Consider the following 15,476-nt stretch of genomic DNA (forward strand, 5'->3'; position numbering starts at 1 on the left):
CTCCACTCAATGTCATTAGCACTTTTACTGCATACTATAAGGTTATAATTTGATGGCAAGTTTTCCGAACTAGCGCTGGGTCATGACTAACAAGTAAAACTGCACAACCCGCTTCACTAGCCAATTCTACCAATAAGGCCGTCACCTCTTTGGCAGTGATCGGATCAAGGCGCGATGTCGGCTCATCAGCAAACAGAAATACAGGATCCAACAGCAAAGCTCGCAATATAGCAAAACGTTGTAGTTCCCCCCCAGAAACAGCCATACAATTACGGTCAAGAACTCCGTGCGGCAAACTCAAACGAGCCATTAACGGTGCAATACGAGCTTTATCAATACCGTGCAAAAATATCAAATCATCCAGTAACTGACCGAGCGACACACTAGACGAAAACGCCGACGGCGGATCTTGATACAGTTTTAACCATTGGTGCGGCTTGGCGGCCTGGTTCAAACGAACAATGCTACCAGCAGAAATCGGCAACAGATTCAGCAAGGCATCACCAAGCGACGATTTACCACAGCCACTGTCGCCGACAATACCAACCACCTCGCCTTGCTTGATAGTAAAAGACAGTCCATCAAACAAGACTCGTCCACCTCGTTCTAACGTTAGCTTGTCTGCAACAAGAATACTCTCGGCGCTGTCTTGTCTAGACGTCGGTGCCATGTCAGACCAAGCGCTAGGCTCGGCAGCTATCAACTCGCGCGTATAATCGTCTTTTGGATAATCAAGCACTTGAGTCGCCTCACCTTGTTCAACCAAGCGACCTTCTTTCATCACTAATAGCAAACCACCCAACTGACGAGCAACTGCTACGTCGTGGGTAATCGTCAGTAAACTGCCCAAGTTTGAACGAGCTTGAAGTAACTGCACAATGCCATCACGACGTGATACATCCAGTCCTTTAGTTGGTTCATCCGCCAAGATAACATGCGCACCACCTGCTGTAGCGGCGGTAATCGCAAGGCGTTGTGCCATGCCGCCAGACAGTTCATCTGGTCGTTTATGTCCGCTACCTGCCAAGCCAACATGACGTAAATCATCTTCAGCAATCGTAAGAGACTCTTGGCTACTCTTCTCACGTACAAATTGATACACCTCTTTTACCTGATCAACACCCTTCATTAAAGGATCAAGGGAGTGCCAAGGCTCCTGAGGAAGCATCACTAACTCTTTGCCCCACAACGCCCGACGTTCATCAATCGACATTACTTTGCCAAACACTTCTACGTCACCAGACATACTTAAATCGTCTGATAGTAATCCCATAATGGCTTGTGCCAACAAGCTCTTACCAGAACCAGTCTGACCCAATATAGTTAACGGCTGCCCTTGTTTTAATTCCAAGGAAATAGGCTCTAACAAACAGGTGTCGCCCACATAAACTGCCACATTAGTTAATTTCAGCAATACGCTCATGCTCGTTTCCCTGCCAATAAATGAAATGCAAATACCATTAAGGCAATAACCACCAAAGGTTGAGCCAATAACCAAGGCGCATCACTGTAATACGGGAACAACTCGACCGTCATCAAACCAAGCTCCGCAAGCGGTGGCTGAATTCCTACATAAACAAAACCAAGGGATGCCATGGTTAAAATAGCGTTCGCGCCACCAAATGCTGCCAAGGTAAAAACCGAAGGCGAAATAGCGGGCCAAATATGACGTTTAAATTGATACCAATGACCAAAGCCCATCATCTGAGAAGACTGTCTTGCAGGGCTTTGAATCACGCCTTGCGTTACCGCACGTACAACACGAAAATATTCCACCCACTGCACCAAAGAAATAGCCAAATACAGCACCCAAAAAGACCCAGGTGCAATGGCAGCAAATAACAGCACCACTACCAAACCAGGTAAAGCTAGTAAAATATTCACTACGATACCCAAGACATTATCGACCTTCTTTCCACCCCAAACGGCCCACACGCCAAATGCCGTACCCACCAATGACGATGTCAACATACACAAAAGACTTAGAGCAAATGACAAGCCCACAGCATGTGCCATACGCGTTAACATACTGCGGCCAAAATGATCTGTACCAAGCAAATTGGTCGCAGAAGGCGCTTCCAAAATGGCATCCAAATTTTGCTCTGACATGCTATGAGGCGAAAACAAAATACCCAATAAAGAAAATGTCATAAGACCAAGTAAAATAGTCAAACCTGACCATTGTAAACGTGTCATTTTCATAGTGTTTTCGCTCCTCTTGGATCAATCCAAAGACAAATAATATCCACCAAGGTATTGAGCAAAACGAAGAGTACTCCCATCACCAACGCCGCGCCTTGAATCACTGGAATATCACGAGCAAAAATAGCATGAGCCAAACCATGACCAATTCCAGGCCAGGAAAATAACGACTCGATCATCACAATCCCTTCAATCATACTCACTAACTGAATACCGAAAAATGCCACTACTGGCACCGCAATATTACGCATACCATGTTGCCGAAACGTTTGCCAAGCAGATAACCCCTTCACTCTAGAAAATTGATAAAACGCAGCCTGAAAAGTTCGCTTAGCTGAATCTCTTACCACTCGGTTAGATACCGCCGCTAAGCTCAACGCCAAGGTGATAGCCGGCAAGACCAAATGCGCTGACGTGCCAAATCCAGCAACCGGAAACCAGTTCCAATGCAGAGCAAATAGCAATATAAACAACACGCCCAAGACAAACACCGGCATAGCGCGAATCACACTGGACAGTCCCATCAGCACAGAATCCAAAGGATTACCTCGCCACGCACTCAGCAAACCCAATGGCACCGCGATCAAGACAGACAGCATGAGCCCAGCAACGGCTAGCAACAGCGAATGGCCTAACATATGTTCAAGCGCATCCGTGACAGGCAAACCACTGACTAACGAGTCTCCTAATTTGAATTGCAGAAGATCTGTTAACCAATGCCAATAGGCGGTTAAAGCCCCTTGATCTAACTTCAATTCTTCACGCACCAAAGCAGCGGCATGAGAGTCAACATTGTCCTGACCGTAACGACTAGCAGCAATTCGATACGCCATATCGCCAGGTAGAGAACGCATCAAGATAAAAGTTAAGGTGCCTACACCCCACACCACAGTAATCAATTGAAACGCTCTTTTTAACAGCATTGCCTTCATGGTTTTACGAACTCCATTTCATTTAAATAAAAGCTGCGCTCAAAAGGATCAAAACGAAAACCTTTAATTCGCGTATTAACAGACGTTTGCTGAATATAAGAAGAAACAGGGATCATAGGACGCTCGTCATAAATGATCTGCGCACTGCGCTGGGAAATTTCTTTGTATTTAACCGGATCGGAGGTTTGTTCTAATGCCAACAAATCAGCACTTAAAGCGCTATTATTCCAATTCATCGCACCCCAATCGCCACCGCCATTGGAACCAAAATCAGACAACATCACCCCTAATGGATCCGCGATGAAACCATAATTACGTGCAATCAACGCGACGTCTAACGAACCATCTTGATGCCCCATTGGAATGGCGCTGGAATTCGTCACTTCCACTTTTGTGGTAATACCGATGGCTTCCCACTGAGCCTGAATAGCTGTCGCCACTGTGGTTAACTCTGGTCGATCCGCATAAGTAATAAGTGTCAATTCAAACAACTCGCCGTTTCTCTCTAACATTCCCTGCGAGTTTTTCTTCCACCCCAAAGATGCCAACAGAGACTCTGGCGTACCCGCTTCAACTTCTGTCTCACTAGTTACATTATCCAAGTACCAGTTAGACATAGACGCTGGTAATAATTGCTCAGTTTGTGAACCTGGAATACGCAGAACACCTTTGGCGATACCTTGTCTATCAATGGCTAAGCTCAAGGCCTTACGGGCTCGCACATCGTCTAAAAAACGATGACCGCTGTTTAACTTCAAAACAATAGTTCTAGGAATAGGGTTCGAATATAGATTTAAAGCGTCTACCCGTTGTAGCGAAGGCAAACTGGCAGGATCTAAGCCAAATACAATATCTACTTGGCCACTTCTTGCTTGTAACACACGACTTTCGGCGCGATGCCCCGTTAAGTAACTCGCATAAGGAATACTGGCTTTCTTCCCCCAATACTCATCAAATTTCTCAACAACAAGCTTGTGCGGCGGCGCAAATTGAAAAACCTTATAGGGCCCAGTACCTGATAATGCCAACACTTCTTTATCTTTGTCATAAGCTGCTGGAGATAAAATACCATTGGCATAATTCGCCAACACCGCACCCAACAAGGTATATGGACGAGATAAAGAAATAACGACGGAATGATCTCCAGCCGCTTGGATACTTTCAATTGGCGCATTACGTAATGCGCCATGCTTAGATTGAGCAATCAAAAGGCTATTCACTACCGCATCGGTGTTCATCAAAACGCCATCGTGAAAATAAACACCATCACGTAAGTCAAACGTCCAAGTTTTCGCGTCTTCACTAATGTGCCAATCCTTAGCCAAAGCTGGAATAAGCAATCCCTTTTCATCCACATCCAAAAGGGTTTCTAGAACTTGCATTCGACTAAAGACAAAACCATTTTTTGCAGGATCTAAGCTGGTAAATTCAAAAGCCGCGCTAATAGACACTGTATTAGATGATGTTGGCCCTGAACAAGCCGTTATAACCAACAGACCACTCAATATTGAGACGCAAAAAAATATTCGTTTAAAAAAAGGCATTACTCTCATGTGCACATTATCCATAACAACAAAATAAAAAAGTTATGATATAACATATTAAACGATTCTGACAATCATTTGAGAACAACTTGTATCAAAGTCTAAAATTTGATCAGAACTGATATAAATACCCCATCTAATTGATGTACAGATCAAAAAAAACCAGTTCAACTGATGTTGAACTGGTTTTAATCAACTTATTACCTAAGACTTTCTGACTATTAAGCAGAAGTAGACTTATATCTATTTTTTGAAAACGCGTTTTCTGACACCTTCTAAACGTTTCAAAATCGCATCAAGACGCTCTGGTTTTACCATAAACTCTTGGAAACCCTTCATGCCTTCTTGAGCCATGCTTGGATCAGTATCACGATCATAAAACTGAGCGGTACCAGCGGCATTGTTCAACATTGCTACACCTTTATTCAAGAAAAAGTCATCCGGTGCTTTCGCTTTAATATTAGGTGGAATCTGTAGCAAGACATCATTTAGCATGGTTTGATTATCAGCACGAGCCATGAATTCCAAGAATTTCCGAGCATCAACTTTGTTTTTTGCTTTTGCTGGAATATGAACTGTTTCCATTGGTGCATCTTCGGCAATAGGAATGGCTGGATCAATGATAGGGAATTGGAAGAAGCCCATCTTACCGTCAAGTTCTTTAGGAAAGTTTGGCACAATAAAGTTACCAATCAAGTACATGGCTGCTTGGCCGTTGTACATAAATGGCTGTGCTTCTTGCCATGAATAAGAAGCATGGTTTTCTAGGAAGTAGCCTTTATCAATAAGCTCTTTCCAATGTTCAAAGGTTTTACGAACGCGAGGATCAGTATAAGGAATTTTGCCATCCATCAAATCGATATGAAAATCCAAACCATTGGTACGCAAATTCAAGTAATCAAACCAACCCGCTGCAGTCCATAAATACTTGGTGCCTATTGTAATAGGTGTAACATCATTGGCTTTTAGCTTCGCGTTGACGGCAAGAAATTCGTCCCACGTTTTAGGTTCAGACAAACCTAACTTGTCAAAGATATCTTTACGGTAATAAATACCCCATTGATAATAACTGTAGGGAATGCCCCATTGCTTATTGTTCAATGTAGAAGCCGCTGTCGCTGCAGGCATAATTTCTTTCAAACCGAGTTTTTGCCAAATATCACTAACATCTTCAAACAAATCACGGTCAACAAAGCTTTTCATACGATTGCCTGAATACCAGAAAACAATGTCTGGTGGCGTAGTAGAAAGCCAATTCCGAATAGCCGTTTTATAACCTTCTTTGTCGTAAAGGTTGTATTTTACTGTAATGTCAGGGTTTTCACTTTCGAACTTCTGCACCATTTCAGTGAACGCTTTCTTTGGTGCTGGATCTGCCTGATCAGAATTAATCACCAAGGTACCAGCATTAGCGATAGAGATTGCACCTAATGCCATTGCCCCTACTAATAAGGATTGTATTTTTTTCATGTAAATAAGCCCTCTTTTTGTTTTTATTAATTGGAACCAAGTTTCAGTATTGACCAAACAAAAAAATTAATCAATAAACGAAACAAAGTTCCATTTAAATAGCTACTTTTACTGTTTATTGTTTTTTCCAAATGGCAACATCAGCTGCACCTAAACACTTAGAACCAATGACAAGTTCTGCATTCTGAGGCACAAAAACAACCGTATTTGAGCTGTAATTAAATGCAAAAATCACATTGCCTCGTTCTCTCACTCGAACGCCTTTTGGCAAATAGTAAGTCGATAATCCCGCCACCTCAGACAACTTAGCTAAGCTGGCTTTTAACAGAGTATTATCAATACAAGAGCCAAGATAATAGTGACGGCCTTCTCCCATTAACACTGGATTACCACCATCATCTTTTAACAAACAAGGTAATTCCGTCTTAATTTGTTCATGCCAATGCTTTAATTTACCTGCGCCCCAACGGCCAGAAACAGCTGGCTGAGTATGCTCAGGCAACGCATCTACACGCTCTACTGTTAATGGTAATAAGCTAGCCAACGGACCCGGAGCAAGGTTCTCAGGTATTTGGTAGGTTTCTGTTTTACTACCTGTTCTTGGCCCTGCGAGCAAAACACCTTGATAGGAATTCAATCGATTCTGCAGCTCAGGGGTAATATGCGCTTGAGCAGGTAAAACCAATAATTCATACATATCTAATGGCGCATTACTTGGAACAATGTCCACAGATAAGCCAAGTTCGCGCATGGCTTCATACATGCGGTAACACCAGAAAAAGTAACGATAAGCACGCGACTGAGGCTGAATATCTAAAGACCAACAAGCGTCATAATCAAACATCAATGCGACTTTTCCAGCACTTGGCAGGGACATTAACTCATCTGCATCAAGGCCAATTGATTCAGCCAAGACTTTCACTTCTTGCGCCACTAAGGTCGCTTCTTTTGCCGCTTCAGCTTCTTGCGCATCAGGACGTAACAAGCCAGCATGCATTTGCTCTTGACCAAATGGCGCCTGACGCCAGCGGAAATACGACACCAATTCAGCGCCATGGGAAAAAGCTTCCCACGTCCATAAACGTACCGCACCATCGGCAGGCGTTGGATTGTGTGGCGCCCAATTCACAGGTCCTGGTTGCTGCTCCATAATCCATAAACGACCATTACCGCAGCCGCGATACAAATCATGATGAAATGCGCCTGCATCCGGATGACCGACTCGCAAATAAGTATGTTTTTCATCTTCAGTATAAAGAGGCTCTTTGTCTAAAGACCCCAATGGATAACTGTCCCAGCTCGCCACATCAAGATCTTGACCGACTTTGTGGTGATCAAATGCCGTAAAGAACCCCATATAGTTATGCACTAAATCACGGCCAGCAGAATGCTCACGCAAAATGTCCACTTGTAGTTTGTTGAAAGCAACCACCTGATCTGAACAGCAACGCTGAAAGTCCAAACGGTGAGAAGGATTGGCTTCGGTAACCGTTAAATTCGGCAATTCGATTTCATCGAAAGAGCGATAATCCATACTCCAGAACACGTTGCCCCAGGCTTTATTTAACGCTTCTACCGTGCCGTATTTTTCTGCCAACCAAAGACGAAACGCAGCGAGATCAGCTTCGGCATAACTTAACACCGTATCATGACAACCATATTCATTGTCTGTCTGCCAGGAAGCCACCGCTGGATGGTGACCATAGCGTTCCGCCATCATGGTCACCATGCGACGACATTCTTCTCTATATTCCAAACTCGCGAAAGTATAATGACGACGAGAGCCAAAACCTCGTACTCGCCCCGCTTCATCTTTTGCCAACATAGACGGATGACGATCAACCAACCATTTTGGTGGTGTCGCGGTTGGCGTACCTAAAATGACTTTTAAACCCTCAGAATGCAAAATATCTAGCGACTCATCCAGCCACTCCCAATGCAATTCACCCGGAGTTGGCTCAATCGTACTCCAGCTAAACTCGCCAACTCGAACATACTGAATACCAATGCGTCGCATATGTTGAGCATCTTCAACCCAACGACTTTTTGGCCAATGTTCTGGGTAATAACACACACCTAATTTCATTTTAAGCTCCTGCAAATGGCTGGCTTGGCGCGCCAGTAATATTTATTGTTGTTAAATCAATCGCAACGACGTGACCTGCAAGCGGCTGCTTAGCCAAGTCGTCTTCACTGGTCGCCACGCTGGCGGATGTAATAAATAGCGTGTTGCCATCAGGGCCACCAAACACGCAGCTGGTTGGCTTAGAAAACGGTAATTCAATCGTCTGCAACACTTCGCCTTCTGGGTTGTATCGCACAACACGAGCACCATCCCAATTGGCGTTCCAAATACAGCCTTCCGAATCAATACAAGAGCCATCAGCTCCGATGCCTTCTTTCACCTCAAAAAATGGTTTTTGGCTACGGATGTCATAAAATTCTGGGTACGGAAAAATATGCACTTTTCGTGTCATGGAATCGCCAAAATAAAAGCGGCCACGAGACTCGTCCCATGCCAAAGTATTGGAAATACCAACCCCTTCCAGCATCAATGTCTTTTTGCCTTCCGGTGTAACCTTCCATAACCGACCCGACGCTTTCTCTTCTGCATCATCCATAGTGCCAAGCCACAACACACCGTTTGGATCACATTTAGCATCGTTACTACGATTGCCAGGAATATCGGTGTCCAAATCACATAGGTGCTCTAACTCACCTGTCGTCTTATCTAAATAAGCAACAGAATCCGCCAACGCCACCAACAAACGATCACTTTGCGTCGTAAACACCGCTGATACTTTTTTGGGCAAAGTCCAATGTTGGTATTCATTCGATTCCTGATGCCAACACCATACCTGGCAGGCTGGAATATCTACCCAGTACAAAGCTTGTTCTTGTTGACTCCAAAATGGCCCTTCGGCTAATTGGTGACGTTGCGTACTAATTTGCTTCATTGTTTTTATTCTCCAACTTGTCTTGTCTACTTAAAGAGAGCTATTTTTGATAGGCCTTCCAAGCAGCCATAAAGGCTTCAGCATTAGCTTTCGTCATTTCTACAGATTGGCCTTTTTTATACAAAGCCGAACCTAGACCAAAGCCACGAGCACCAACATTCAAATAATCAGCCACATTCGAAGGACTCACTCCGCCAACAGGGCACAACCAAGTCTCGGCGGGAATCACCGCGCCCAAGGCTTTAACCACATTGATCGTAGGCAAAGCTTCAGCAGGAAACAGTTTCACCGCATCTGCACCAGCGTGTAACGCTGCAAACGCTTCACTCGCGGTAAAAAAACCTGGCATAGCGTATAAACCAGCTACTTTGGCAGCTTTAATCAGCTCGACATCCGTATGTGGGCAAACCATTAATTTTGCGCCAGTGGCAACTAATTCGGTCAATTGTGCCATGGTCAAAACCGTGCCGGCGCCAATCAATACTTGCTCTCCAAAAGTCTCTTGCAAGCTGCGAATACTGGTAAACGCATCGGGCGAATTAAGCGGCACTTCGAGTAAGCGAAAACCAGCATCAATTAGAACTTGAGCGTGCTCAATCACTTCGTCGGGTTTAATACCACGAAGAATGGCGACCATTGGGAATTCTTGCATCAATGCATTAAAAGAATGTTTCATATCATAACGCTCCTGTAGTCGGGTTATTTGCCGACACTGCCTGACGATTCGCCAAGCGCTTTAAACCACGAATACTGGCTTCGTTAGCTGCTAAAAATTCAGAAGTAAGATCTCGCGAAGACAAAGCCAGAGCATAACGTTCGCTAAGCGCTTCGCTACCTATAATCAGTACAGGACTTTTTGGCACTTCTAACGACACCACCTTTAAAGCTTCTAACGTGTCATTCACATCATGACCAATCACCACACCAGACAAGTAATCTCGCACTTCGTCGGCAGCTAATTCACCACACACAAAACGACTACGAGCACTGAATAAATGATGTAAAATTCCGCCTGCTTGTAGACTGGCTTGCACGCCTTTTTTGAACGCGTCTTCGTTGAGCTGATTCGATTTAGGCAAGCCTTTTACCAAGCTGGATTCATCATTCAAACGCGCAAAAAGCTCACCTGTAATTGAAGTAGAAAACTGCGTCACCTTGCCTTCAGTGATTTGCGCCCATTTACAATGGGTTCCCGGCAAGCAAAATATTGGTGACTCATCGGCACGACCTTGCTCTTCTAACCAATCAAGCGCGCCCAGTAATTGCGTTTCTTCGCCACGCATGACATCAAGCAAACCTGCCACCCCCGTACCTCGTAAGCCAGGTACGATCGCTACCTTGTTTGGTAACGACGTGGTCAGCCAAAAAAGGTGCTCGGACAAATCTTCTAACTTGATAGGACATTGTTGGTAAGGCACTTCTTGCCAACCACCTCGACTACCCACCATACCCGCCATGTAAATAGGCAGATCAGGCGTTAGCCAATCCCCCAACAAATCAGATAAGACACTTTCAAATTCAGCAGAGCCGAGCTTTAACATGCCTCGGTCACTGTCGCGCTGGGCTTGAATATGACCATCCTGATTCATCAAAAAGGCACGTAAATTGGTGGTTCCCCAGTCAACGGCAATAAAGCTCGCTTGGCCACCAGCAGATTGTGAAACAGGATTAAATTGGGTCATTACAAACGCCCTCCATCCACAACCAAACTTTGTCCAGAGATCATACGGCTATCATCAGCACCCAAAAACAGCACCAAATCCGCCACATCTTCTGGCTTAATTTTTTCTTTAAGCGCTTGCTGTGTCATTAATTCTTCTTCGGCTTCTGGCGTTAACCACAAACGCTTTTGTTTTTCCGTCATTACCCAGCCGGGTAATACTGTATTGACACGAATTTTCTGACCGCCAAGCTCGCGAGCCAAACCTTTCGTTAAACCTGAAATACCCGCTTTTGCCGTCACATAACCCGGATAACCGGCCAATCCCAACATCCAAGAGTTGGAACTCATATTGATAATGCTACCGCCACCGGCTTCAGCCATGGCTGGAGCTACAGCCTGAGCGGCAAAGAAATGATGTTTTAAATTGACTGACATACATTTATCAAACGCGTCTGATGTCATGTCTTGTAGCGTATGACGATGATCGTTGGCTGCGTTGTTTACCAGAATGCGAATCGCCCCCCAATCAGCTATACGCTCAGTAATCACTTTTTGAAGCGTGTCTATTTCAGTCAAATCAACCATATGAAAATGCGCTTTCAAGCCTTGATCGTTTAGCTCTTTTGCTAGGCTATCGCCTGCTGCTTGATCAATATCGAAAAAGCTCACCAAACAGCCTTGCTGAGCTAACGCTCGAACCAAGGCTTCACCAATACCAGACGCGCCACCACTAACAAGAGCGTGACGTCCAGCCAAACTAGGAAAGACAGTTTTGTTTTTATTATTTGTCATTAATGAGACTCCCTGCTCACTTTCGACCCACTTTTGCCAACAAGGAAATCCAAATCAGCACCTTGATCGGCTTGCATTACATGGTCGATATACAGCTTGGCATAACCCCGATTATAATCACTTTCTTCAGGTTGCCATGCAGCTTTACGAGCTGCCATTTCTTCATCAGAAATATGCAAATGCAAACCACGACCTTCTACATCAAGGGTAATTTCATCACCGTTTTGCACCAAGGCCAACGGCCCGCCGACGGTAGATTCCGGCGCCACGTGCAGCACCACAGTACCAAACGCAGTGCCACTCATACGCGCATCACTGATGCGAACCATGTCCGTAATGCCTTGTTCTAACAACTTACTTGGCAACGCCATGTTGCCGACTTCTGGCATACCCGGATAACCTTTTGGCCCGCAACCTTTCAGTACCAGAATAGAATCTTTGTCTACTTCTAGCTCTGGTGTATCAATGCGAGCTTTGTAGTCTTCGATGTTTTCAAACACCACGGCTTTACCCGTGTGTTGCAACAAAGCGGGTGTGGCTGCGCTGGGTTTAATAATCGCGCCAAGTGGCGACAAGTTACCTCGTAACACCGCTATGCCCGCTTTTGCACGCAAAGGTTTATCGATGGGACGTATAACTTCTTCGTTGAAACACTCTGCACCTTCGGTAATCTCGCCCAAAGTAGCACCACAAACCGTGTTGGCATTCATATCAAACAGGTGACTCAAACGCTGAATTAACGCGGGGAAACCGCCGGCGTAATGGAAATCTTCCATCAGGAATCGGCCAGAAGGCATCAAATCTACCAGACAAGGAATTTCCGCACCGATGCGATCCCAATCTTCTAGGGTTAAATCCACACCGACACGACCTGCAATCGCCAACAAATGCACCACCGCATTGGTTGATCCGCCAATCGCAGCATTAGCACGAATGGCGTTTTCAAAAGCCGTCTTAGTCAAAATATCAGACGGTTTTAAGTCTTCTTTGACCATCTCGACAATGCGAGCGCCAGTCATGTGAGCCAGTGCCTGACGACGCGCGTCCACCGCTGGCAAGGTACCGTTCTCAGGTAACGACATACCCAAGGCTTCAATTAAACAGGACATGGTCGACGCCGTTCCCATGGTCATACAAGTTCCACGAGAACGAGACATGCCCGACTCAGCACGCATGAAAGCATCAAGGCTCATTTTGCCGCCACGTACCGCTTCACTGAATTTCCATACGTCCGTACCAGAGCCTATGTCTTTACCGCGATATTTACCGTTTAGCATTGGGCCAGATGACACCACAATGGTCGGTAAATCCACCGAACACGCGCCCATTAGTTGCGCAGGAGTGGTTTTGTCACAACCGCCCAATAACACAACACCGTCCATGCCGTAGGCGCGCATGGATTCTTCAACGTCCATACTCATCAAATTACGGAACAGCATCGCTGTCGGCTTCATTTGGGTTTCGCCAAGAGACATTACGGGAAACTCCAGTGGTACGCCGCCCGCTTCCCAAACACCACGTTTTACGTATTCTGCCAACTCACGCAGATGCGAATTACAAGGTGTCAATTCACTCCATGAGTTACAAATACCAATGATTGGGCGACCATCAAAACTGTGATCTGGCAAGCCTTGGTTTTTCATCCAGCTACGGTGAATAAAGCCGTCTTTATCCAACTTGCCGTACCACTGCTGACTGCGTAATGGTTTTTTATCTTTGTTATTATTGTCGCTCATTCAATGTTTCTCCATCACAGGTACGGCTTGAATCGCTAGCAATACTAGAGATTCAGGATCAAATATAGGCAATCTCAACCCAACTTGACTCAAACTCGCACCGTTTAAAATAAGATCTTTTTTCCACCACGCAGGCAAGGCTTTCATTAGATGACCTGGCAATGGGCTATGCTCCAGAACGTTCACTCGATAGAGCTGATCTGGTAATAAGTTAGGTAGGCGGACCGGTAGAGTTTGCGCTTGCTTTGGCATGGTTAATTGACTGTAGACAGCCAAACCTTGCGTTCTGTCTTGGCTCAAAGCCCATTGGGTTTGCGCTCGCCCATCGGCACTTGGCAAACGCCAGTTATTGCCTTCATGCAAAACGCTTCGGTACTGTTTGTAATGAGAGAGCCAATTGGCAATCGTTACTTTCTGCTCTGCATTGGCGTCTAACAAGTTCCATTCAATGCCCAAATGTCCCAACATGGCTGTGCCTGCTCGGAATGCTACGTCATGAATACGGCTTGTGGTGTGGCTCTTATCAGGACCAATGTGAGAGCCCATCACTTCAGGCGGTAAGAAATAGCTAAAGCCACGTTGAATAGTTTGACGCTCCAAAGCATCGTTGCAATCAGACGCCCAAAAGCGTTTGGTGAAATTCAAAATGCCAAAATCTACTCGCGCACCGCCAGAAGAACAGCTTTCAATTTCCATTGCAGGAAACGCTTGATTGAGCTCACTCAACAAACGGTACAAAGCTTCAACTTGAGCATGGGCTTGCGGTGCGATATCGCCACTTGGCTGAGTGTAGTCTCGGTTCATATCCCATTTCACATAATCAATCGGATACTCGGTAAACAAAGCAAACAAACGCTCACGGATATATTGGTAAGCTTCTGGTTTGGCAAGATTTAAAACCAATTGATTACGCGCCAACGCTGGTTCGTACTGAGGTAATTGCAATGCCCAATCAGGATGAGCACGGAACAAATCAGAATCTGGGTTGACCATTTCAGGTTCAAACCACAGACCAAATTCCATACCAAGATCGTTTCTCACATAGCTAATCAATGGCAATAATCCATTTGGGTATTTGGTTTCATCAACGAACCAATCACCCAATGCCGCTTTGTCGTGATGACGACCACGGAACCAACCATCATCGAGGATATATCGCTCGACACCGACATCGGCAGCCGCTTTCGCGAGCGCTTTCAGCTTGGCCATATCATGGTCAAAATAAAACGCTTCCCACGTATTAAGGTGCACAGGACGAGGTTTGGTTAATTTCAGGCGATGACGTGCTTCTTGATGAAATTGTTGGCTCATGGCGTTCAAACCAGAAGCACTGTGTGCTGCTAAGAATTCTGGTGTCGAAATAGATTCATTAGCAGCAAGCACGATTTCACCCGGTAAATACAAGACTTCAGCTTGCAAGTAACGATGACCTTCCGCGGTGTAATCGGCTTTTAATCTGTGATTACCGCTCCACGCCAAATGCGCACCGACAAGATCGCCTTGTTGTTCACCAAAGCCTTGTTCACCGACAATCACCGCAGGAAAGTTGGCCTGAGAGTTTCGGCCATTACGGTTTTCTTGCAACCAAGTGGCTTGCCAATCACAGCGCTCTTGTTGAAATTCCTGACACCAGCGACCATAGAATCCCATTCGTTCAGTAAATTGACTGGCAACTGGTAAAGTACAAGCCAAGCGTTGAACTGTAATATTAGCTTGACCTTGGTTGGTCAGCGTCAACTGTTGGCGCAACACACCAGAAGGCAACAAACCAATTGCCAACGTTACTGACAATTGAGCAACCTTGTCCTCCAAACGAATGACAAAGCCGCTTTGCTTTTCATCCACGGCAACCAAAGACCAACACGCAGCCCAGACAGGGCGATCTTCTGCAATAGCTTCAACCGCTGGCGTTTGCAACCAACCGCGACCGGCTTCAGGAATCAGCGACATTGGCGTTGGCTTGTCCATCATGCCTTGCGGTATGGCTGCCTGCTGTGACAAATAGACACTGGCTAAATCTGTCGTTTTGGGCAAAGCATCACCAAAATACAACAACTCAGGTGCGCCTTGCTTTGGGCAAGCAATCACCAAGGTTTTGCCTTGCTGCTCTTTTCCTAGCAAGTCCTTTGTTAGCAAGTCTTGTCGATAAAAAGACACATTCTTCACTTCAGACATGATCA

At 45.4% G+C, this 15,476-nt stretch carries 12 protein-coding genes; all 12 read right to left on the bottom strand.

Annotated features, from left to right (window positions below):
* Positions 1–34: 34 nt before the first annotated feature.
* Complete coding sequence (locus BUA59_RS08175) at positions 35–1,423, bottom strand: ABC transporter ATP-binding protein (protein ID WP_072839223.1); 1,389 nt, start codon at positions 1,421–1,423, stop codon at positions 35–37.
* Positions 1,420–2,202: an ABC transporter permease gene (locus tag BUA59_RS08180; protein WP_072839224.1), complete on the bottom strand. Its 783-nt coding sequence runs from the start codon at positions 2,200–2,202 to the stop codon at positions 1,420–1,422. The genes BUA59_RS08175 and BUA59_RS08180 overlap by 4 nt, the downstream gene beginning before the upstream one ends.
* Positions 2,199–3,134, bottom strand: coding sequence for an ABC transporter permease (locus BUA59_RS08185; protein ID WP_072839225.1), 936 nt, complete (start codon positions 3,132–3,134; stop codon positions 2,199–2,201). Before BUA59_RS08185 ends, BUA59_RS08180 begins: the two co-directional genes overlap by 4 nt.
* Positions 3,131–4,678, bottom strand: coding sequence for an ABC transporter substrate-binding protein (locus BUA59_RS08190; protein WP_072839272.1), 1,548 nt, complete (start codon positions 4,676–4,678; stop codon positions 3,131–3,133). The genes BUA59_RS08185 and BUA59_RS08190 overlap by 4 nt, the downstream gene beginning before the upstream one ends.
* Before the next feature lie 243 nt (positions 4,679–4,921).
* Positions 4,922–6,148: an ABC transporter substrate-binding protein gene (locus BUA59_RS08195; RefSeq protein ID WP_072839226.1), complete on the bottom strand. Its 1,227-nt coding sequence runs from the start codon at positions 6,146–6,148 to the stop codon at positions 4,922–4,924.
* Positions 6,149–6,263: 115 nt separating this feature from the next.
* A complete protein-coding gene (locus BUA59_RS08200) occupies positions 6,264–8,234 on the bottom strand; it encodes a beta-galactosidase (protein WP_072839227.1) in 1,971 nt (656 codons plus the stop codon).
* A gap of 1 nt (position 8,235) precedes the next feature.
* Positions 8,236–9,105, bottom strand: coding sequence for an SMP-30/gluconolactonase/LRE family protein (locus BUA59_RS08205; RefSeq protein WP_072839228.1), 870 nt, complete (start codon positions 9,103–9,105; stop codon positions 8,236–8,238).
* 40 nt (positions 9,106–9,145) lie between these two features.
* Complete coding sequence (locus tag BUA59_RS08210; protein ID WP_072839229.1) at positions 9,146–9,781, bottom strand: 2-dehydro-3-deoxy-6-phosphogalactonate aldolase; 636 nt, start codon at positions 9,779–9,781, stop codon at positions 9,146–9,148.
* A 1-nt stretch (position 9,782) separates the two neighbouring features.
* Positions 9,783–10,787: a 2-dehydro-3-deoxygalactonokinase gene (locus BUA59_RS08215; protein ID WP_072839230.1), complete on the bottom strand. Its 1,005-nt coding sequence runs from the start codon at positions 10,785–10,787 to the stop codon at positions 9,783–9,785.
* Positions 10,787–11,560 carry an SDR family NAD(P)-dependent oxidoreductase gene (locus tag BUA59_RS08220; RefSeq protein ID WP_072839231.1) on the bottom strand — a complete coding sequence of 258 codons (774 nt, stop codon included), beginning with the start codon at positions 11,558–11,560 and terminating at the stop codon, positions 10,787–10,789. Before BUA59_RS08220 ends, BUA59_RS08215 begins: the two co-directional genes overlap by 1 nt.
* On the bottom strand, positions 11,560–13,296 hold the full coding sequence (locus tag BUA59_RS08225) for an IlvD/Edd family dehydratase (RefSeq protein ID WP_072839232.1): 1,737 nt from the start codon (positions 13,294–13,296) through the stop codon (positions 11,560–11,562). The genes BUA59_RS08220 and BUA59_RS08225 overlap by 1 nt, the downstream gene beginning before the upstream one ends.
* Positions 13,297–15,471 carry an alpha-galactosidase gene (locus BUA59_RS08230; protein ID WP_084122275.1) on the bottom strand — a complete coding sequence of 725 codons (2,175 nt, stop codon included), beginning with the start codon at positions 15,469–15,471 and terminating at the stop codon, positions 13,297–13,299.
* Positions 15,472–15,476: the final 5 nt, after the last annotated feature.

The organism is Marinomonas polaris DSM 16579, from assembly GCF_900129155.1.
GTDB classification, from domain to species: Bacteria; Pseudomonadota; Gammaproteobacteria; order Pseudomonadales; family Marinomonadaceae; genus Marinomonas; species Marinomonas polaris.